The sequence below is a fragment of the Altererythrobacter ishigakiensis genome (genome assembly GCF_001663155.1).
Lineage (GTDB): Bacteria > Pseudomonadota > Alphaproteobacteria > Sphingomonadales > Sphingomonadaceae > Erythrobacter > Erythrobacter ishigakiensis.
In genome coordinates this window covers 130350-149030 of sequence record NZ_CP015963.1, presented here as the reverse complement: position 1 = coordinate 149030, position 18681 = coordinate 130350, and the positions used below count along the sequence as shown (strand labels likewise).

Below are 18681 nucleotides of genomic sequence, written 5' to 3'. Positions count from 1 at the left end.
TTGACGATGTTCAGGAAATTCCTTGCAGCACCTCTCTTCGCATTGGCGGTATGCGCCAGCGCTCAAGAAGCACCCCAGCCAGCGACAGTGGTCGTCGCATTTGATCGCGAGAATATCCGGCCTCTGGTAGTAGAGGGCATAGCGGATCGTGCGAGTGGCCGCATGGTCGAGGCCTATGACCCGGTGCGGATCGCCAGCATCTCCAAGCTGATCATGGCCCTCGCAACTCTTCAACTGGTCGACGAGGGCAAGGTCGATCTAAACGCAGATGTTTCTGAGTATCTTGGATGGGAGGTGCGATCGCCCAATTTCCCCGAGGCCAAGGTGACACTGGCGCAATTGCTCAGTCACCGCTCAGGTCTGCGTGACAATGCGGGCTATGTCATTCCGCTGGGCGAGAGCTTGCAGGCCAAGCTGGCAGAGCCTGAAGCTTGGTACGCCGATGCGCCGCCGGGCGAAGCGCCATTTGAGTACGCCAATCTCGGCTCTCCGGTGGTAGCGACCGTACTTGAAGCGGCCACGGGGGAGCGGTATGACCGGATCATGGAGCGCACGGTCTTCGCACCGCTTGGTATCGAGGCGTGCCTCAACTGGATAGGATGCAGCGAAGAGCAGATCGCCAAGGCCGTTGTCCTCTACCGCGATACGGGTGAGGTCGCGCGCGACGATGTAGCTGACCTGCCGCCCAATTGCACGATACCCGTTGCCAAAGGCTTGGAATGCAGCCTCGAAGATTACGCGCCGGGCACCAACGCCTCTGTCTTTAGTCCGCAAGGCGGCGTGCGCATCGGGATGATGGATCTGGCGAAGATCGGGCAGGCCTTTCTACCGCTCAACTCGGAATTTCTCTCGGAAGCAGCGCAAAACGAGATTGCCATGCACATCGTTTTCAATGCTCCGGTGGGGCAGCAATTCTTTTGCGATTATGGCCTTGCCATGCATCAGATTGAGGTATCGGATGTTGAGTGTCAGGACAGGCTATTCAGCGACGGACTTGCACGCATCGGCCATGCCGGCGAAGCCTATGGGTTGCGATCCGGACTGTGGTATTCGCGCGCGACCAACAAGGGCTTTGCCTATTTTACCACCGCTGTTCCTCCGCGCCAGTCGGCCGAGGATGAAGGCGGGTTTGACCCGCGCGAGATCGAGTTGATGGCCAGAGCGCAAAAACTGGCAGAGGAACTTCTCGTCGAAGATCGGTGAAAAACGCTGCACCGCACAATTGCGCAATTGACGCTTTCCCCTGAATAGCGCAGAGAAAATCCGCTGCTGCGGGAGCGATTCTGCAGACACATCAGCGGGAGAGTTCGTGAAGCCTCCGGGCCAAACGACGCCGAAGGAGCAACCACCCCGGAAACTCTCAGGCACAGGGACCGCGCTGTGATCGGCACTCTGGAAAGCGCCTTAGACTGATCGTTTGAGGCCACCGAAGGGGAAGGCCCGGCATTTGCCCGGCTAAGCTCTCAGGTCACCCGACAGAGGGGGTATGGAACAAGGCTTCAAGTCGAAGCGTTGCGCCTTCTGTGCGGGGACTAATGATTTGAGCGACGACCAAACCATCGAAGACATGCCTTTGGGCAAGCTGCCGCTTGATGCGTGGCACCGTGAACAGGGCGCGCGCATCGTGCCGTTCGCTGGCTATGAAATGCCGATCCAATATGAGGGCATCGTGGCCGAACATAACTGGACACGGACAAGCGCTGGCCTGTTCGACGTGTCGCACATGGGGCAGCTCACCGTGAAAGGAGAGAACGCGGGCGAAGAGCTGGAAAAACTGCTGCCAGGTGCAATCACCAGCCTGAAAGACGGGCGTATGCGGTATTCGCTGCTGCTGAATGAGGATGGCGGGATCATTGATGACCTGATGGTCACAAACACCGGGCCGCATTTTGCGTTGGTGGTGAATGGCGCGTGCAAGTGGGATGATATTGCGCATCTGCGTGAACATTTACCCGATGAAATCACGCTTACACAACACGACGACTTCGCATTGCTCGCGCTGCAAGGCCCGAAGGCTGGTGAAGTTCTTGAAGCACTGCTGCCTGGCACAGGAGTGCTCACCTTCATGACGGCTGGTCTGTTTGAGTGGGAAGGTGCCTACCTCTGGGTCAGTCGGGCTGGCTATACCGGCGAAGACGGGTTCGAGATTTCCGTGCCTGCGACGCACGTCACGCAGCTTGCTGAAGCGCTGGTTGCGGATGAACACGTCAAGCCGGTTGGGCTGGGCGCGCGAGACTCGCTGCGGTTGGAGGCCGGCTTGCCGCTTTACGGACATGATCTCACGACGGAAACTGACCCGGTCAGCGCCGACCTGATGTTCGCGCTGACAAAAAAGCGTCGCGAAGCAGGTGGCTGGATGGGCCATGACGCATTGGTGCCGGTGCTCTCGGATGGCCCGGCGACCAAACGCGTCGGCCTTACTCTGGATGGCCGTATGCCCGCTCGCGAAGGTGCAGAGGTTTTTTCCGGCGAGACAAAAGTTGGTATAGTGACCAGCGGCGGATTCTCGCCGACGCTCGGCGTTCCTATAGCGATGGCATATGTTGACATCGCGCACGCCGATGAGGGCTCTGCTCTGGAAATCGAAGTGCGGGGCAAACGCCTCGCCGCAACCGTTTCACCCATGCCGTTTGTGCCGCACCGTTATTATAGAGGGAGCTGATTGATGCCGCGTTTTTTCACTGATGAACACGAATGGATCGACGTTGAAGGCGATACCGCCACGGTTGGTATCACCGATTACGCGCAAGAACAGTTGGGTGACATCGTGTTTGTTGAGCTGCCCGATGTTGGAACCATGCTGGACAAAGCGGGCGATGCGGCCGTGGTCGAAAGCGTCAAGGCTGCCAGCGACGTCTATGCGCCGATCAGCGGCGAAGTAACCGAAGCCAATAGCGCGCTCGAAGATGACCCGGCACTGGTAAACACCTCGCCAGAGGAAGACGGCTGGTTCTTCCGCATGACCATCGGCGACAAATCGGAACTCGAAGGTTTGATGGACGACAAGGGCTACAAGGCATTTGTCGACGGGCTCTAAACCCCTAAAGGGAATTGATTGATGCGTTACCTACCCCTGACTGATGCCGATCGCGGCGAAATGCTTGCCAAAATCGGTGCAAGCACCATCGACGATTTGTTTGTAGATGTGCCTGAAGAAGCGCGGCTTGATGGTCCCATTCGCGGGCTGCCGATGCATGCCAGCGAAATGGCGGTCGAAAAGCATATGCGGCGGCTTTCCAAGAAGAACCTGGCGGCAGCGGACGCGCCGTTTTTCTTGGGGGCAGGGGCCTATCGCCATCACGTGCCGTCCAGCGTCGATACGATCATCCAGCGTGGTGAATTTCTGACGGCATACACGCCGTATCAGCCGGAAATTGCGCAGGGCACGCTGCAGATGCTGTTCGAATTTCAAACGCAGGTAGCGCGGCTGTATGGCTGTGCAGTGGCGAATGCGTCGCTTTACGATGGCTCGACTGCATGCTGGGAAGCGGTGGCGATGGCGAGCCGTGTCACGCGCAAGAATCGCGTCGTACTGTCAGGCGCGTTGCACCCGCACTACGCCGAAGTCGTCAAGACGATGGCGAAGTTCACCAATGACGAGATTGCCGGAGCAGAACCGGCGATTCAGTCCACGCCGGACAATGCCGGACTGATCGCTCGCATCGATGAAGAGACCAGCTGCGTGGTGGTTCAATATCCCGACATTCTGGGCCGCATCACCGACCTAACTGAAATTGCCGATGCCGCGCATGCCAAGGGCGCTCTGCTGGTAGTGGTGAATACAGAGCCGGTCGCGCTGGGCGCAATCAAGGCACCCGGCGACATGGGTGCGGACATCGTCGTCGGTGAGGGTCAGGCGTTGGGCGTGGGACTGCAATTCGGCGGGCCCTATCTGGGCCTCTTTGCTGTGCGCGATCCCAAGCATGTGCGCCAGATGCCGGGCCGCTTGTGCGGTGAAACTGTCGATGCAGAGGGCAAGCGCGGCTTTGTGCTGACGCTATCGACACGTGAGCAACATATTCGGCGCGAAAAGGCGACCTCCAACATCTGCACTAACAGCGGGTTGTGCGCGCTGGCGTTCAACGTGCACATGACATTGCTGGGCGAGAAGGGACTGCGGCAGCTCGCGGCAGAGAACCATCGCTTGACGTGTCTCGCGGCAGACAGGCTTGCGAAGGTGCCCGGCGTTTCCGTGCTCAATGACAATTACTTCAACGAATTCACACTGATGGTGGGGCAGGATGCGCGCGACGTGGTGCATAAGCTGGCAGCCAAAGGCGTGCTGGGCGGCGTTTCGCTCGGGCGCCTGTATCCGGGCGTTGAACGCTTGAGCGAAGGTTTGTTGGTCGCGGTTACAGAGACGACCAGCGAAGAGGAAATCGAAGCCCTTGCAACGGCTCTTGAGGAGGTGTTGTCATGAACGCGCCTAATCAGTCCGGGTGGAAGCCTGAAATGACACCCGCAAGCGAAGACGGCCTTCATAATGGCCCCGCAATTGTCACCGGAAATCGTGGGTTGATGCTGGAAGAACCGTTGCTGTTCGAGATCGGCCGCGCCGATGTGACCGGTGTCGATTTGCCTGAGCCGGCGGATGACGCGCCCAACCGTTTGGGCGGGCTTGATCGCGCAGAACCCATCGACTTGCCCGGCCTGACAGAGCCGGAAACGGTGCGCCATTACACGCGCCTTAGCCGCCAGAATTACGGTATTGATCTGGGCTTCTTCCCGCTTGGTTCCTGTACGATGAAGCACAATCCGCGACTTAACGAGAAAGTCGCGCGGATGCCCGGCTTTGCCGATGTGCATCCGTTACAACCGCGCGAAACGGTGCAAGGCGCGTTCGAAGTGATCAACGAGTTGGCGCATTGGCTGATCGCGCTAACAGGAATGCACGGCGTCGCAATGAGCCCGAAGGCAGGCGCGCATGGCGAGTTGTGCGGCATTCTGTGTATCCGGGCCGCATTGGAAGCGCGCGGTGATGCGCGTGAAGTCGTGTTGGTGCCGGACAGCGCGCATGGCACGAACCCCGCGACAGCAGCCTTTGCCGGTTATCGCGTGGAAAACATTCCGACAACTGACGAAGGGCGCGTCGATCTGGAAGCGCTCAAGGCGCGGCTTGGGCCCGATGTGGCGGCAGTGATGATCACCAACCCGAACACCTGCGGTTTGTTCGAACGCGATATGAAGAAGATCTCTGATGCGGTGCATGAGGCAGGCGGCTTCGTGTATTGCGACGGGGCAAATTTCAACGCGATCGTTGGCAAGGTGCGGCCGGGAGATCTCGGCGTCGATGCGATGCACATCAACCTGCACAAGACCTTCTCCACCCCGCACGGCGGCGGTGGCCCCGGCTCTGGCCCGGTGGTGCTGTCTGAAGCGCTCGCGCCGTTTGGCCCGCTGCCTTACACCGCGCGTACCGCAGACGGTGTGGTGCATCTGGTGGAGGAAGAAAGCGCAGATGCGTTCTCAGAAGAGCATTTTGGCGGGGTGATGCAGAGCTTTGGCCGGATGACTGCGTTCCACGGCCAGATGGGTATGTTCACCCGCGCACTGACTTACATTCTCAGCCACGGTGCGGATGGGCTGAGGCAGGTTGCCGAAGATGCGGTACTCAATGCCAATTACATCCTGCGCAGCATGGAGGATCTGCTGCACGCTCCCTATGCGGCAAGCGGCCCATGCATGCATGAAGCGCTGTTCGGCGACAAAGGCTTTGGGGGTGATCTTTCGACGCTCGATCTGGCGAAGTCTCTCATTGATGAAGGCTACCACCCGATGACGGTGTATTTCCCGCTCGTGCTGCACGGCGCGATGCTGGTTGAGCCAACCGAGACTGAAAGCAAGGCAACGCTTGATCAGTTCATCGCGGCGTTCCGATCGCTGGCAGAACGTGCCAACGCCGGCGACGAGACAATGAAGCAAGCGCCTTACTATGCGCCGCGCCGTAGGCTTGATGAAACGCTGGCGGCGCGCAAGCCGAAGCTGGCGTGGACCGAGCCGGAGAATACCTGATCAGTCGCGTTGGGTGACGGGAGCGGTTGCCGCAGAATCCGGCTGCGGCACAGGCTCTTCGGTTTCAATCCGGATGCGGATTTGCTGCAGGTTCAGGATCGCAACGTAGAAACCGATTACCGCAAGCGAGCTTGAGCCGAGTACCGCAAAGGCAGCACCCTTCGCACCATTCCAGTCAATCGCGGCATCCAGCAAGACTAGCGCCAGCACCGTCGGCACTGCGCGAACGATGAACGCAGTGTGCGCTTTGCCCGCACTGACCAGCAGCGATTCCAGACTGGCACCCACCAATTCAACCGCGCCAGCAATCGCCAATATGACCATCGCCCAATAAAAGCCCGCGAACTCAGTTCCTGCGACAGTTGTAAGACCCCACCGTCCGGCAAAAAGCGCAACCAGAACTGCCATCACTCCGCCTATCAATGCGATATTCGCCATGCGGCGCGCCATCAGCAAAGCTTCGTCTTTGGCATGCACAAGTTCGGGATAGATGGCCTTGGAAATGGTTTGCGCCAGCACAACCAGGGCTTGGCCCAATTGACTTGCAACGCGGAAGCCGCCTGCGAGCGCTTCACCACCCAATGAGCCGACCATCAAGATCATCACCTGTTTGCCTGCGATCGTCAGCGTGCCTGACATGTTGGTTGACCAGACAAAGCGCCATGCGTCGGGGTGTGCGGCTGGTATTCGCTTCAAGCTTACGCGCGACAGGTCGATCTTTTCTTCGCTCGCGGCGATGATCCAAAGCGCTAAGGCCACCGCGATTTCGGCGGCGGCCCACGCGAGCACAAACCCGGTGACTGTCGGCATGAAAAAGAATGCAAGTATTGCCCCTGCCGCCCGGATTGCGGGCTGGACAGCTTCAGCCGCAGTAGCTTTTGCGAATTTAAAGCGAAGCCTGAGCAGTCCGGTGGGAGTTGTGCGAATGGATAGCAGCGACACCACGCAATAACCGAAGGTCAGCCATAGCAGTTCGTCTGGCAGTGGAAGCCACAGTTGCGCGGTCCAAACCAGAACAGCGGCGGCGATCGTACCCATAAGCACGGACAACATGTCGAGTGCGATGGCAAAGCCTGTTGCGTCAGCCGGCCCGTCGCCATTGGAGCCCCAGCGCACGACGAATTGCCAGGTCTGAAAATTGGCAAGGCCTGTAACCGCCTGGCCCAGTGCGATTATGATCGCAAAATAACCGAAGCCTTCGAGCCCTAAGGTTCGCGTCGCCAACGCGAGATAGACAAGGCTCATCACGGCATTGAAACCGCGTCCGCCCAGAAGCCAACCTATATTTTGCCAGAGGCGTTTCATGACCTTCTTCCGGCGCTTAGCCTGCAGCCGCTGCGCGTTTCTTGAGCAGTCGTTCAGTCACTTCGAACGTGCGTTCATTGTCGACGTCGATTGCGAATTCGCCCCTCGACATGACAATCGGCACAAGCTTGAACCCGAACCGTTTTGAGACTTGTTCGAAGATCATCTCCTTCGTACCCCACCCGAAGTAGAAGCGAACCAGATTCATCCAGCCGAAAGCCTTGGCGATGCGCTTGGGGAATTTCACAAACTGTCCGCCTTCACGCATGATCTCAGCAGCTTTGAGCGCTTCGTCGCTGCCGATCCAGTACGTGTTGCAATTGGAATAGCCGCCGTCCGAAAATTCGTAGAACTTCTTTTGTCCTTCTGGATCCGCCGCCTGCACATCCTCTTTGCGGGCGAGCGCTGCCGCAGCTCCGGCTTCAGCGCTGAGCGCTTTATCGATGAATTCGGCGTATCCGTCTGACGTAACAAGGCAATTGTCCGCTGTGGTGATCATCAGCGGGAAACTCGCCCCCTCGGCGCCTGAAAATACGCTGTCGACGATGTTGAACTTGCCTTCCTTGAAGTGCAGTCGGCCTTCAGCGCTCAGCGCCTGTGCAGTGGGCAAAGCTTTGATCTCATCCGCTTCATGCGCGACGATGTGAATCGCGCCGATCTGGTCACATCCTGCGACTTCTTTCAGCACACGCTCAATCATCGGCACGCCCAGCACAGGTGCTACGCATTTCTGCGATACGCCTGCGCGCGTGGCGAGTGGATCCATAATGCCGGAACGTTTGCCGGCCATAATGAGTGCAGTGATTTTCCCGTCCATGCAGCGCAAATAGGCGCGAATTGTCAGAACGCAAAGTCTTGTCATGCGATAAAGAGCCGTGCAGCAGACGAAGCGATGCGTATCATCTTCTCTCGCAAGGGTTTTGACAGCGGCTCGGGCGGCGGACCCTCGCCGATCATTGATGGTCGGCCGGTGACATTGCCGATCCCGGCGGGGGCTGCTTCGCGCACGACTTATGGCGATCTGGGATTGGGCAATTACGCCGCTCGTTCAAGTCGCGGAAAGCTCGGCGCAGGAGATCTTTGCCACCATGATCCGATGTTCGTTGAAGGCGGAGAGTGTCTATTCGGACAATGCGGGGCAGCGCAAACCCATCTTGAGCGGCAAGGGGTTCGCGAAGGTGATATTTTCCTGTTTTTCGGGCTGTTCCGAGACTGGGAGCAGGGCGGCGAGCCGCACCATCGGATCTTTGCCTATCTTGAGGTTGAACAGGTGATCCCGCTTGCTCGTGGCTCAGCGCAAGAGCTCACAGATCTGGCGCATCCTCATGCGTTAGCGATGCATCACAAAAACGATGTCATCTATCGCGGGCCGGGTGTGCAGGCATCGCGCGCAAGCGATACCCTGCGGCTAACCGTCCCCGGCGGGCCGGTGACCCTTTGGAACAGGCCCGATTGGCTGAAGCGTGGCGGGCTAAGCTATCATGACAGGCCCGAGCGCTGGATCAGAGGCGGCAAGCTCAAAAGTGTCGCGCGTGGTCAGGAATTCGTCGCTGATATCGGACGCAGGCAAGCGCCGCGTGATTGGCTTGCAGGAATTCTGGACGAAATCCGAAAGAACTGACTAGAGCGTCTTGATCACGCCAGAGAAGTCAACCGCGCCGTTCTGCTCGGCGAAGGCTTCGTAGATATCCTTGGCGTGGCGCCCCAGCGCGGTTGTTGCGCCTGCACTTTCCGCCGCTTCCATCGCGAGCTTGAGGTCCTTGAGCATCAGCGCGGTGGCAAAGCCGCCCTGATAGTCATTGTCAGACGGTGAGTGCGGGCCGACACCCGGAACCGGGCAATAGCTGGTCATCGACCAGTTCTGGCCCGAAGATACGCTGGAGATGTCATAAAATGTCTGTGCATCAAGGCCCAACTTCTCAGCCATGCTGAAGGCTTCGCAGGTGCCGATCATGTGGATCGCCAACAGCATATTGTTGCAGATTTTTGCAGCCTGACCATTGCCGATGCCGCCTGCGTGAATCACGGCTTTGCCCATCGCTTCAAGCACCGGCTTGGCTGCCTCAAACGCGTGAATTTCTCCGCCGACCATGAAGGTTAGCGTGCCAGCATTCGCCGCCGCGATGCCGCCAGAAACGGGCGCATCGACCATCTTGTAGCCTTCCGCATGTGCTGCATCGGCGACTTCACGCGCGGTGGCGACATCAATGGTGGAACAATCGATCAGCGTTGCGGCATGCGGGGTGTGGCCGATCACATCGCTGGTGTAGACCGATTTCACGATTGCGCCGTTAGGCAGCATGGAGACAACCGCTTCGGCATCTTTCACAGCGTCGCGGACGCTGGTGAATGTTTCGCAGCCGGCTTCCTTAGCGCGGGCGAGCGCCTCTTCGGACAGGTCGAACGCACGGACATGGTGCCCGGCCTTCACCAAGTTCGCGGCCATCCCGCCGCCCATATTACCAAGTCCGATAAATGCGATTTTCATGGAATCCTCTCCTTTGGGGGGCTCGGTTCAATCCAAAACTAGCGTCCCTTCCACTGGCCCTCGCGCTTCTCGATAAAGGCGGCCATGCCTTCCGCCTTGTCTTCGGAGGCGGTCAGAATCTGGAAGATGCGGCGCTCAACGATCAAGCCTTGATCCAGTGTCATTTCGAAAGCCGAATTGACCATCTCCTTGTTCGCGATGGTAGCCATCGGCGGCATGCTGGCGATTGTCGCTGCGGTCTTCAACACCTCGGCGATCAAATCCGCTTGAGGCACGACGCGCACGATCAGGTTCGACCGCTCGGCTTCCTCGGCGCTCATCATCCGGCCCGTCAGGCACATTTCCATCGATTTCGATTTGCCGATTGCGCGGGTGAGCCGCTGTGATCCGCCCATGCCGGGCGCAACGCCCAGCTTGATCTCAGGCTGCCCGAACTTCGCATTGTCCGAGGCGATGATGAAGTCTGCCATCATGGCAAGCTCGCACCCGCCGCCCAGCGCAAAACCGTTGACCGCTGCGATCCAAGGCTTGCGGGTCTTCTTCACGATCTCGCTGGTCCAGGGCGCAAAGAAATCGTCGAGATAGAAATCAGCCGCCGCCTTCTCGCTCATCTCCTTGATATCTGCGCCAGCCGCGAAGGCTTTCTCGCCGGACCCGGTCAGGATGGCGCACAGCTGGCTGTCATCCGCCTGATAGTCGGCGAAAGCTTGGATCAGCTCTTCCATAACCTTGGAATTCAGTGCGTTGAGCGCCTGAGGACGGTTGATCGTCATCAGCGTGACACCCTTGGTGCCGTGGGCATCTTTTTCAGTGGTAATGGTTTCGTAGGTCATAGGGGTTTCCATTCCTCATCGGCAGGCAAGGGCGCGAAAATCTGATCGATCAGCTCGTCACTCACGCCTTCAGGAGTAGCGGGATCCCACTTGGGATCGTGCGTTTTCTCAACGATTACTGCGCGCACGCCTTCAGCAAAATCGGGGCGGGTGAGCACGCGTGAGGCAATGCGGTATTCCATACGCATATTGTCAGCGAAGTCGTTAAGCTGTGCGCTTTCGGCCAACTGGCGTAGCGCCACCTTGCAGGTTTGCGGGCTCTTTGTGCGCAGTGTCGCTGACTCCTTCGCCGCCCATTCCGTGTCATCAGCCTCAAGGCTGGAAAGGATGTCTTCATAGCGATCTGATGCGAAATGCTTGCGGATCAGGCTCGCGTTGTCTTCGATTCGCGCTTCGGGTGGCTTCTCTGACAGGGCAGACAGGACGCCGCCTGGCTCATGCCCGGCTGCAATGCGCTCTTTCGCTTCTTCCAGCTTGTCGCTGGGCAGGTAGTGGGTCGCGAGGCCGGTCCACAGGCATTCTGCGCCGTCGAGCCGTGCACCCGTGAGCGCAAGAAATTGACCCAAGCGACCTCCAAGCCGCGACAGGTACCAGCCACCGCCAACGTCGGGGAACAGGCCGATGCCCGTTTCAGGCATGGCGAACCGCGTATTCTCTGTCGCAACCCGATACTTGCACGGCTGTGAGATACCCACGCCGCCGCCCATGGTGATGCCGTCCATGAAGGCCACGATCGGCTTTTCATAAGTGAACATCTGATGGTTCAGCTGATATTCGTCGTGGAAGAACTTGCGGCCAGACACCCCGCCATCATTCAGCGCACTTTCACGCAGCAGGTTAATGTCGCCACCTGCACAGAAACCGCGCCCTTCGGCATGGTCGAGGATCACGGCCTTCACAGCCTCGTCTTCCGCCCATTGAGAAAGTGCCGCGCTCATCGCATGGCACATGTCGAGCGTCAGCGAATGCAGCGCCTTCGGGCGATTGAGCGAGAGCTTGCCTGCCGCTCCTTCGGTCGAAATTAAAACTTCATCTGTCATTGCCGCAGCAAGTCCCGTCCGACGATCATCCGCATGACCTGATTGGTGCCTTCCAGGATCGAATGCACGCGCAGATCGCGCCAGAAACGCTCGATCGGATAATCCTTCAGATAGCCATAGCCGCCGAACAGTTGCAGCGCGTTGTTGACGACGTTCGATCCGCTATCAGTCGCGAGCCGTTTAGCCATGGCTGAGAAACGCGTCTTGTCCGGCGCATTATCGGTGACCTTCGCCGCCGCGAGATAGAGCAGCGCGCGTGCCGCCTCCAGCTCGGTCGCCATATCGGCCAGCATGAACTGCGTGTTCTGGAAATCGGCCACAGGCGTATCGAATTGCTTGCGCTCCTTGGTGTAATTCACCGCCTCATCCAAGCAGCGTTGCGCGCCGCCCAGCGAACATGCGCCGATATTGATACGCCCGCCGTCTAGTCCGGCCATTGCAAAGCGGAACCCCTCGCCTTCGGCGCCCACACGATTAGCCACAGGCACGCGTGCATCTTCAAAGATCACTTGCGCGGTTGGCGATGCATTCCAGCCTAGTTTCTTTTCTGGCGCACCAAAGCTGACCCCGGGCGTATCTTTGTCGATGACGAGGCAGGTGATGCCCTTCGTCTTGTGCTCTCCGGTGCGCACCATACACACGTAAACATCGTTCACGCCGCCACCTGAGATGAACTGTTTTGTGCCATTGAGCACATAGTGATCGCCATCCAGTTTGGCGCTGGTCTTTAGCGCAGCTGCGTCGGAGCCAGAGCCCGGTTCGGTAAGGCAGTAGCTGGCGATCTTGTCCATGGTGACGAGGTCAGGCAGGTATTTCGCCTTCACTTCTTGGCCGCCGAAAGTGTCAATCATCCAGGCTGCCATATTATGGATTGAGATAAAGGCGCTGGTAGTCGGGCAGCCATAGGCCATTGCCTCCATGATCAGCGCGGCCTCAAGTCGGCCAAGGCCGATCCCGCCCGATTCTTCCGATACATAGATCGCGCCGAAGCCAAGCTCTGCAGTCTGTTTGATCACATCCTTGGGGAAATGATGCTTTTCGTCCCATTCGCCAGCAAAGGGCGTGATGTTGTCGGCGGTGAACCGTTGCGCCATTTCCTGAATGGCGAGTTGGTCGTCAGTTAGTGCAAATTGTCCTGTCATGGCGCGCGCAATAGCCCCTCTCAACGGCTTGGGAAAGCGTCCTGCTCAATGGCGCTGCTCACCCGCAGCTGACTTCGGTTATCTTCATGTCATCGCCATAGCGTACATTCACGCGATCTTGGCGATAATCCATTGTCCACGCGGTGCGGGGTGGGCCCCAGCGCAAAGTGCGGGCGCCGCTTTCCTTGAGTATGGCTGCCCCCATTCCCTGCGTTGCATCGTGGCCGATATGGTATTGTGCGGGCGCTGCATTGCAGACGTACTCTGGTGGTGCGGCGGGAACAGGTGGCGCAGGAGGTGCGGTCTCTGGTTCAGCGTAGCCGGCGCAAGCCGTAAGCGGCAGTGCGAATAGTGGAGTCGCAATCAGTCTCATAGGTCCTACCTTCAATTTAGCCCATCGTTGGAATGACAAAGGCATTCGATCCGTCTCCGCCGCCGTCCGGCCAGCGTTGCGTGATCTTCTTGTTCTTGGTCCAGAACTTGAGGCCTTCCATCCCGTATTGGTCGATGTCGCCAAAGCCGCTGCGCTTCCATCCGCCAAAGCTGTGGTAGCTGACGGGAACAGGGATCGGCACGTTTACGCCGACCATGCCCACGTTCACCCGGCTGGCGAATTCGCGCGCAGCGTGGCCATTGCGGGTGAAGATTGCAACGCCATTGCCATACTGGTGCTCGCTCGGCAGGCGTACGGCATCTTCGAAATCGTTGGCACGCACGATTTGCAGCACAGGGCCGAAAATCTCTTCCTGGTAACTTTCCATCTGCGGCGTCACGCGGTCGATCAGCGTCGGGCCGATGAAGAAGCCTTTCTCGTGCCCCTGCAGGCTGAAACCGCGCCCGTCGATCACGATTTCCGCCCCTTCTGCTTCTGCCTTGTCGATCCAACTTTCGACCCGCGCCTTGTGCTCGGGCGTGACGACCGGGCCGTAGTGCGCTTCGGGATCGGTTGAGACGCCCACGCGCAATGCATGGATCGCCGGGATAAGCTTTTCCTTCAAACGCTCGGCGGTGTCCTCGCCGACGGGTACCACTACGGGCAACGCCATGCAGCGTTCGCCTGCGGAACCGAATGCCGCGCCTGCCAGATCGTTGACGACCTGATCCAGATCGGCATCCGGCATCACGATACCGTGGTTCTTCGCGCCACCGAACGCCTGTACGCGCTTCGCATTGGCCGCGCCGCGCGAGTAGATATATTGCGCGATGTCAGAGCTGCCGACGAAGCTGATTGCCGGAATGTCCGGGTGATCAAGGATTGCGTCGACCATTTCCTTGTCGCCGTGAACGACTTGCAAGAGCCCTTCAGGCGCGCCAGCCTCAAGAAACAATTCTGCCAGACGGACAGGCACGGACGGATCGCGTTCCGAAGGTTTCAGGATGAAGGCATTGCCTGCCGCGCACGCCATGCCGAACATCCACATGGGGATCATCGCGGGGAAGTTGAACGGCGTAATGCCCGCACCGATGCCCAGCGGCTGGCGCATCGAATAGACATCAATGCCCGGGCCAGCTCCCTGAGTGTATTCGCCCTTCAACGCCTGCGGAATGCCACAAGCGTATTCGATGACTTCAAGCCCCCGCTGCACGTCACCTTTGGCATCGTCGATGACTTTGCCGTGCTCGCTTGAGAGCAGCTCGGCTAGTTCTTGCATGTTCTGCTCGATCAGTTCCTTGAACTTGAACATGACACGCGCGCGTTTCTGCGGATTAGTCGCCGCCCAGTCCGGCTGGACTTTCTTTGCGGTGGCAACTGCCTTGTCTAGCAAAGCTGCATCGCCCAATGCGACCTCGGCCTGAACTTCGCCGGTCGACGGGTTCCAGATCTGATGCTTGCGGCCTGTCCCGCCGCCCGCGCCACCAACAATGAAATGATCAACCTGCCGCATGATTATTCCTCTCGAATATTCGAATCTTTCGCGCGCCCTACCCTGTCGCCGGGGCGAATCCAAGCAGAGCCGTGTTGATGTGCGTGATACTAGCCGCGTATGTCCGCTTCACCTATCTGATTGACCATCTTTGGCCTTTGCGGCAATGCGCAAGCCCGCATCGGGGCGCGGGTGTAGCTCAATGGTAGAGCAGCAGCTTCCCAAGCTGACGACGAGGGTTCGATTCCCTTCACCCGCTCCAGATTAGGGATAGACCGCCGGGCGCTTCGCCATCATCGCCGCAACGCTTTCACCGAACTCCGGTGATTGAAGCTGGTTGGCGAAATGCACGCTTTCGGCTGCCATGCGATCGGTGATTTGCGCATTGCGATCCCTGACCAGCGCCTTTGCATGGCGCATTGCATTGGGTGCAGCGTTGGCAACCACATGAGCCAGCTCGCGCGCTTGTGAGTGGAATTCGCCGTCATCAAACACGCGTGAGACCAATCCCATGCTCAAGGCCTCTTCCGATGTCAGCGTGCGCCCGGTCATGAACACGTCCATCGCTGCGGCCATGCCAATGGCTTCTGGCAGCAGCATAGAAGAGGCTGCTTCGGGTACGAGTCCCAACTTCACGAAGGGCGCGCTGAACGTCGCCGATTGCGCGGCGTAAACCAGATCGCAATGAAGGGTGAGTGTCAGGCCAACACCAATCGCTGGCCCGTTTACCGCAGCGATCAAGGGTTTGGGGCAATCCTTGATCGCGTGGAGAAATTGAATCACCGGCGGATTGTTCTCACCGCGCGGCCCCATGGCAAAGTCCTGCAGATCGTTGCCGGCAGTGAAATAAGCCCCGTCCCCAGCACCGTCCGCTGTAATCATAAGCGCGCGGCTTTTATCATCGGCAGCGTATGCGTTCACGGCATCCGCCATCGCTTGGTACATGTCCTGCGTGATGGCATTGCGTTTGTCAGGGCGGTTGAACGTTACCGTAATCAGGCGGTCGCTTTGTTCGATGCGGATATGGTCAGTCATGAAAGGGGGGTCCTCAAGTTTCTTTGAGGCTGCCCATATCGATGACAAAGCGATATTTCACGTCACTTTTTTCCATCCGGTCATAGGCATCGTTCACTTCCTGCATGCGAATGATCTCGATCTCTGGCAGGACATCATGCTCAGCGCAGAAATCGAGCATCTCTTGCGTCTCTGCCAACCCGCCAATCCCGCTGCCGGTCAACACCTTGCGGCCCAGAAGTATGCCGGAATGCATTTCTGGCAGCATGTCGATCACGCCCACCAGCACCTGAACACCGTCGATCTTCAGCAGGTGCAGATACGGAGTGATGTCATGGCGTACCGGGATAGTGTTCAAGACCATGTCAAAGTAACTGGTCTTGGCCTTCATCGCGTCTTTGTCTGACGTGTTGAGAAACGCGTGCGCGCCCAGCTTTTCGGCATCCTCGCGCTTGCTCTCACTTCGGCTCAGCACTGTAACTTCCGCGCCCGTCGCGGCGGCCAGTTTCACACCCATATGGCCCAGCCCGCCAAGCCCAGCTACAGCTACCTTGCTGCCCGGGCCGATTTTCCAGGTGCGTAGCGGAGAATAGGTTGTGATGCCTGCACACAGCAATGGAGCTGCTTCAGCCATAGGCATCGCATCCGGTACCTTGAGCACGAATTCCTCGCGGCACACTATGCGTTCGGAATAGCCGCCAAAGGTAGGAGCGCCATCGCGCAAGTCCTTGCCGTTGTAGGTGCCGACCATCCCGTTCACGCAATACTGCTCAAGATCCTGGTCGCAGTGCCGGCATTCCATGCAGCTATCGACCATGCAGCCGATAGCCACCCGATCCCCTACCTCATGCCGGGTCACTTTTTCGCCTATGGCCGCAACTGTGCCGACAATTTCATGGCCCGGCACAACAGGATAAGTCGTTCGACCCCAGTCATTGCGGGCAGTATGCAAATCCGAATGGCAAATTCCGCAATGCGTGATGTCGATTAGAACGTCGTCTTCGCGCAACCCCCGGCGGGTGATGTCCATTGGCCCGACAGGAGCGTCAGGAGCCGAGGTGCCGTAGGCTTTGGTCGGGTACTCATTGGTAGCTGTTGTCATTCTATTCTCTCGGTCAGTGATTCACAGCCATTGGCGATCAAGGTCGCGACCACCGCTTCTTTTGCCTCCCCTTCAAGCGAAGAGAAGCTCCTTCGCAGGTTGGTCAAGCATCTGGCGTGGTAAGGAAATGTAGGCTGAGTCCATTCGCTGCCACTCACTTCGGTTGTGAATTGCTTTTCGCCATTCGCTACAGCGCTGGCGTTCGCCAGCAATACAGGCAGATATGTTTCGGCGATCTCCGCGAAAAGCGGAGCAAGACTTGTCCTGGCGGTTGCACCGTCTATCCAGCCTTGATCACCTGGGTCGAGGCCAGCAAGATCGTCCGTCTTCCAGATCCAGGCTTCGAGGCGCGGCGTGCTTTCCAGCATCAAGGTCCGCGGTGTTGGATCGACCAGTCCAAGCTGGGTCATTTGACCATAAATAGCGAAATCGGCGACGCTGGGACGATCACCCAAAAGGAACGTGCGCGCGGTCAGCAAGTCATCAAGGATAGCCAGAAAGCGCTTGTAGCTGGCTTCAATCGCGTCTGCAGTCTGATCATTCGAACCTACAACGTAAAGGCGTTCGAACTGGCGCTTGGTGAAAGCTGCTGCGGCAGACTGCGCTGAATCGCTGTCCAGCGCAATATTCGCAGTGAAGGCCAGAAACCGCCCGGCATGATCCCGATCGGCCTGATGGTGCCAGCGGTAGTGGAACATCGGCTTCGTTAGCCACTCATCGGCATAGTCCTCTACCAGATCCATGTAGAACGCGAGTTCCGGATCGGCTGGGATCGCGCTTCGGCCAGAGTATTCGCGCTCAAGTCTGCGCGCGATCGGGGTCGAGTCGATGACTGCCTCCAAACCGCCACCCTCAGTCGGGAAATAAAAGGTGGGGAGCAACCCCACCTTCGGCTTGGGAAAATGAGGCGGTGCGGCGCCGGGCGATCCCCACATGATCGTGTGCGGGATGTGCCGGTATCGCAGCAAGGCAAGCATCTTTCGCGAGTATGGCGAAGAGGGATTGCCGTAAAAACGGAGCGGTTCGGTTGGCATCATTTGGGCGGCATTCTGATCGCGCCATCGAGGCGAAACTGGTGCCCGTTGATGTAGCTGTTACGTGCAATCTCGCAGATCAGCGACGCAAACTCCTCTGGATGGCCTAGTCGCTTCGGGAAAGGCACGCTGGCGTTCAGCTGTGCCCACATTGCCGGATTGCGATCTTTCATCCCCAGCATCAGCGGCGTGGCAAAGATGCCCGGCATGACTGAATTGATGCGGATGCCGATATCCATCAGATCGCGCGCCATCGGCAGGACCAAACCGTTTACGCCTGATTTGCAGCTGCCATAGATCACCTGCCCGATCTGTCCGTCTTGTGCGGCAACACTGGCGGTCAGCGTGATGCACCCGCGCTCGCCATCTTCGTTCAGCGGCTCGCTGTTTGCCATGCCCAGCGCTGAAATGCTGGCGATGCGGTAACTTGCGACCAGAATACCCTCTGCACCGAAGGCATAGTCGTCGGTTGGCAAGCGCTTGTAGCAACCGTTCTCCTTGTCCCAGCCCAGTGTCTTGCCACGTCGGCTGGCCATGGCGCAGTGTACTGTCACGCGTTCCTGGCCATTCGCGTCGCGAGCCGCGGCAAAACCATCTTCGACCGATTGCTCATCCATGATGTCGACATGGTGGAACGTGCCGCCGATCGCTTTGGCATGCGCTTCGCCGTCTTCATCATTGATATCGAAAATTGCGACCTTCAGCCCTTGATCGGCCAGCGCCTGCGCGCTTGCGCGGCCAAGGCCAGAGGCTCCGCCTGTCACCACAGCCGCCATTCCACTTTCGAGTTTCATGTCCTGCTCCCATCGAAATCCTGTGTGATGTCTATCTAGGCTTCATGACATG

The 18681-nt window shown here is 58.5% G+C and carries 18 protein-coding genes, 1 tRNA gene and 2 riboswitches; of the genes, 7 read left to right on the top strand and 12 right to left on the bottom strand.

Going from position 1 to position 18681, the window contains the following annotated elements; genetic code table 11:
* The first annotated feature begins 6 nt into the window (after positions 1-6).
* The 5 genes from A6F69_RS00760 (at position 7) to gcvPB (ending at position 6012) form a co-directional block, all read left to right on the top strand.
* Positions 7-1203: a serine hydrolase domain-containing protein gene (locus A6F69_RS00760; RefSeq protein ID WP_067596506.1), complete on the top strand. Its 1197-nt coding sequence runs from the start codon at positions 7-9 to the stop codon at positions 1201-1203.
* A gap of 84 nt (positions 1204-1287) precedes the next feature.
* A riboswitch (glycine riboswitch) is annotated at positions 1288-1386 on the top strand.
* Positions 1387-1489, top strand: a riboswitch (glycine riboswitch).
* 51 nt (positions 1490-1540) lie between these two features.
* Positions 1541-2662, top strand: coding sequence for a glycine cleavage system aminomethyltransferase GcvT (gene gcvT, locus A6F69_RS00755; protein WP_245638256.1), 1122 nt, complete (start codon positions 1541-1543; stop codon positions 2660-2662).
* A 3-nt stretch (positions 2663-2665) separates the two neighbouring features.
* Entirely contained in the window at positions 2666-3037 is a 372-nt protein-coding gene (gcvH, locus tag A6F69_RS00750; RefSeq protein WP_067596505.1) for a glycine cleavage system protein GcvH, read from the top strand.
* Between the two features lie 21 nt (positions 3038-3058).
* Positions 3059-4420: an aminomethyl-transferring glycine dehydrogenase subunit GcvPA gene (gene gcvPA, locus A6F69_RS00745; protein WP_067596504.1), complete on the top strand. Its 1362-nt coding sequence runs from the start codon at positions 3059-3061 to the stop codon at positions 4418-4420.
* Positions 4417-6012: an aminomethyl-transferring glycine dehydrogenase subunit GcvPB gene (gene gcvPB / locus A6F69_RS00740; RefSeq protein ID WP_067596503.1), complete on the top strand. Its 1596-nt coding sequence runs from the start codon at positions 4417-4419 to the stop codon at positions 6010-6012. Before gcvPA ends, gcvPB begins: the two co-directional genes overlap by 4 nt.
* Here gcvPB and A6F69_RS00735 read toward each other — a convergent pair whose 3' ends face one another.
* Positions 6013-7317: a lipopolysaccharide biosynthesis protein gene (locus tag A6F69_RS00735; RefSeq protein ID WP_067596502.1), complete on the bottom strand. Its 1305-nt coding sequence runs from the start codon at positions 7315-7317 to the stop codon at positions 6013-6015.
* 16 nt (positions 7318-7333) lie between these two features.
* Entirely contained in the window at positions 7334-8134 is an 801-nt protein-coding gene (locus A6F69_RS00730) for an NTP transferase domain-containing protein (protein WP_067596501.1), read from the bottom strand.
* A 75-nt stretch (positions 8135-8209) separates the two neighbouring features.
* Here A6F69_RS00730 and A6F69_RS00725 point away from each other — a divergent pair, with 75 nt between their 5' ends.
* Complete coding sequence (locus A6F69_RS00725) at positions 8210-8938, top strand: Nmad3 family putative nucleotide modification protein (RefSeq protein WP_067596500.1); 729 nt, start codon at positions 8210-8212, stop codon at positions 8936-8938.
* Here the strand turns inward: A6F69_RS00725 and mmsB are convergent, their stop codons facing one another.
* The 6 genes from mmsB to A6F69_RS00695 are packed head-to-tail and all read right to left on the bottom strand — an operon-like array spanning position 8939 to position 14706.
* A complete protein-coding gene (gene mmsB / locus A6F69_RS00720; RefSeq protein ID WP_067596499.1) occupies positions 8939-9805 on the bottom strand; it encodes a 3-hydroxyisobutyrate dehydrogenase in 867 nt (288 codons plus the stop codon).
* A gap of 38 nt (positions 9806-9843) precedes the next feature.
* Positions 9844-10638 (bottom strand): enoyl-CoA hydratase-related protein, encoded by a 795-nt coding sequence (locus A6F69_RS00715; RefSeq protein ID WP_067596498.1) that lies wholly within the window; start codon positions 10636-10638, stop codon positions 9844-9846.
* Positions 10635-11678: an enoyl-CoA hydratase/isomerase family protein gene (locus A6F69_RS00710; protein ID WP_067596497.1), complete on the bottom strand. Its 1044-nt coding sequence runs from the start codon at positions 11676-11678 to the stop codon at positions 10635-10637. Before A6F69_RS00710 ends, A6F69_RS00715 begins: the two co-directional genes overlap by 4 nt.
* Complete coding sequence (locus tag A6F69_RS00705) at positions 11675-12820, bottom strand: acyl-CoA dehydrogenase family protein (protein ID WP_067596496.1); 1146 nt, start codon at positions 12818-12820, stop codon at positions 11675-11677. The genes A6F69_RS00710 and A6F69_RS00705 overlap by 4 nt, the downstream gene beginning before the upstream one ends.
* Before the next feature lie 58 nt (positions 12821-12878).
* The gene (locus A6F69_RS00700) at positions 12879-13193 is read right to left on the bottom strand and encodes an I78 family peptidase inhibitor (RefSeq protein ID WP_067596495.1); all 315 of its coding nucleotides are present in this window, start codon (positions 13191-13193) and stop codon (positions 12879-12881) included.
* Positions 13194-13209: 16 nt separating this feature from the next.
* On the bottom strand, positions 13210-14706 hold the full coding sequence (locus tag A6F69_RS00695; RefSeq protein WP_067596494.1) for a CoA-acylating methylmalonate-semialdehyde dehydrogenase: 1497 nt from the start codon (positions 14704-14706) through the stop codon (positions 13210-13212).
* Between the two features lie 167 nt (positions 14707-14873).
* Between A6F69_RS00695 and A6F69_RS00690 the strand changes: the two genes are divergently transcribed.
* Positions 14874-14947: transfer RNA gene (locus A6F69_RS00690), tRNA-Gly, on the top strand.
* Between the two features lie 2 nt (positions 14948-14949).
* Here A6F69_RS00690 and A6F69_RS00685 read toward each other — a convergent pair.
* The 4 genes from A6F69_RS00685 to A6F69_RS00670 are packed head-to-tail and all read right to left on the bottom strand — an operon-like array spanning position 14950 to position 18629.
* Positions 14950-15720 carry an enoyl-CoA hydratase gene (locus tag A6F69_RS00685; RefSeq protein WP_067596493.1) on the bottom strand — a complete coding sequence of 257 codons (771 nt, stop codon included), beginning with the start codon at positions 15718-15720 and terminating at the stop codon, positions 14950-14952.
* 13 nt (positions 15721-15733) lie between these two features.
* Complete coding sequence (locus tag A6F69_RS00680; RefSeq protein ID WP_067596492.1) at positions 15734-16801, bottom strand: NAD(P)-dependent alcohol dehydrogenase; 1068 nt, start codon at positions 16799-16801, stop codon at positions 15734-15736.
* Positions 16798-17838, bottom strand: a complete 1041-nt coding sequence (locus A6F69_RS00675) for a glutathione S-transferase family protein (protein ID WP_067596491.1) — start codon at positions 17836-17838, stop codon at positions 16798-16800. Before A6F69_RS00675 ends, A6F69_RS00680 begins: the two co-directional genes overlap by 4 nt.
* Positions 17835-18629 carry an SDR family oxidoreductase gene (locus tag A6F69_RS00670; protein ID WP_067596490.1) on the bottom strand — a complete coding sequence of 265 codons (795 nt, stop codon included), beginning with the start codon at positions 18627-18629 and terminating at the stop codon, positions 17835-17837. The genes A6F69_RS00675 and A6F69_RS00670 overlap by 4 nt, the downstream gene beginning before the upstream one ends.
* Positions 18630-18681: the final 52 nt, after the last annotated feature.

Excerpts from the sequence above, each read along its gene's own strand:
- A6F69_RS00710 (WP_067596497.1), bottom strand. The coding sequence starts at position 11,678 with ATGACAGATGAAGTTTTAATTTCGACCGAAGGAGCGGCAGGCAAGCTC.
- A6F69_RS00705 (WP_067596496.1), bottom strand. The coding sequence starts at position 12,820 with ATGACAGGACAATTTGCACTAACTGACGACCAACTCGCCATTCAGGAA.
- A6F69_RS00730 (WP_067596501.1), bottom strand. The coding sequence starts at position 8,134 with ATGGACGGGAAAATCACTGCACTCATTATGGCCGGCAAACGTTCCGGC.
- mmsB (WP_067596499.1), bottom strand. The coding sequence starts at position 9,805 with ATGAAAATCGCATTTATCGGACTTGGTAATATGGGCGGCGGGATGGCC.
- A6F69_RS00695 (WP_067596494.1), bottom strand. The coding sequence starts at position 14,706 with ATGCGGCAGGTTGATCATTTCATTGTTGGTGGCGCGGGCGGCGGGACA.
- A6F69_RS00760 (WP_067596506.1), top strand. The coding sequence starts at position 7 with ATGTTCAGGAAATTCCTTGCAGCACCTCTCTTCGCATTGGCGGTATGC.
- gcvPB (WP_067596503.1), top strand. The coding sequence starts at position 4,417 with ATGAACGCGCCTAATCAGTCCGGGTGGAAGCCTGAAATGACACCCGCA.
- A6F69_RS00725 (WP_067596500.1), top strand. The coding sequence starts at position 8,210 with ATGCGTATCATCTTCTCTCGCAAGGGTTTTGACAGCGGCTCGGGCGGC.
- gcvH (WP_067596505.1), top strand. The coding sequence starts at position 2,666 with ATGCCGCGTTTTTTCACTGATGAACACGAATGGATCGACGTTGAAGGC.
- A6F69_RS00700 (WP_067596495.1), bottom strand. The coding sequence starts at position 13,193 with ATGAGACTGATTGCGACTCCACTATTCGCACTGCCGCTTACGGCTTGC.
- A6F69_RS00735 (WP_067596502.1), bottom strand. The coding sequence starts at position 7,317 with ATGAAACGCCTCTGGCAAAATATAGGTTGGCTTCTGGGCGGACGCGGT.
- A6F69_RS00715 (WP_067596498.1), bottom strand. The coding sequence starts at position 10,638 with ATGACCTACGAAACCATTACCACTGAAAAAGATGCCCACGGCACCAAG.
- gcvPA (WP_067596504.1), top strand. The coding sequence starts at position 3,059 with ATGCGTTACCTACCCCTGACTGATGCCGATCGCGGCGAAATGCTTGCC.
- A6F69_RS00670 (WP_067596490.1), bottom strand. The coding sequence starts at position 18,629 with ATGAAACTCGAAAGTGGAATGGCGGCTGTGGTGACAGGCGGAGCCTCT.
- A6F69_RS00680 (WP_067596492.1), bottom strand. The coding sequence starts at position 16,801 with ATGACAACAGCTACCAATGAGTACCCGACCAAAGCCTACGGCACCTCG.
- A6F69_RS00675 (WP_067596491.1), bottom strand. The coding sequence starts at position 17,838 with ATGATGCCAACCGAACCGCTCCGTTTTTACGGCAATCCCTCTTCGCCA.
- A6F69_RS00685 (WP_067596493.1), bottom strand. The coding sequence starts at position 15,720 with ATGACTGACCATATCCGCATCGAACAAAGCGACCGCCTGATTACGGTA.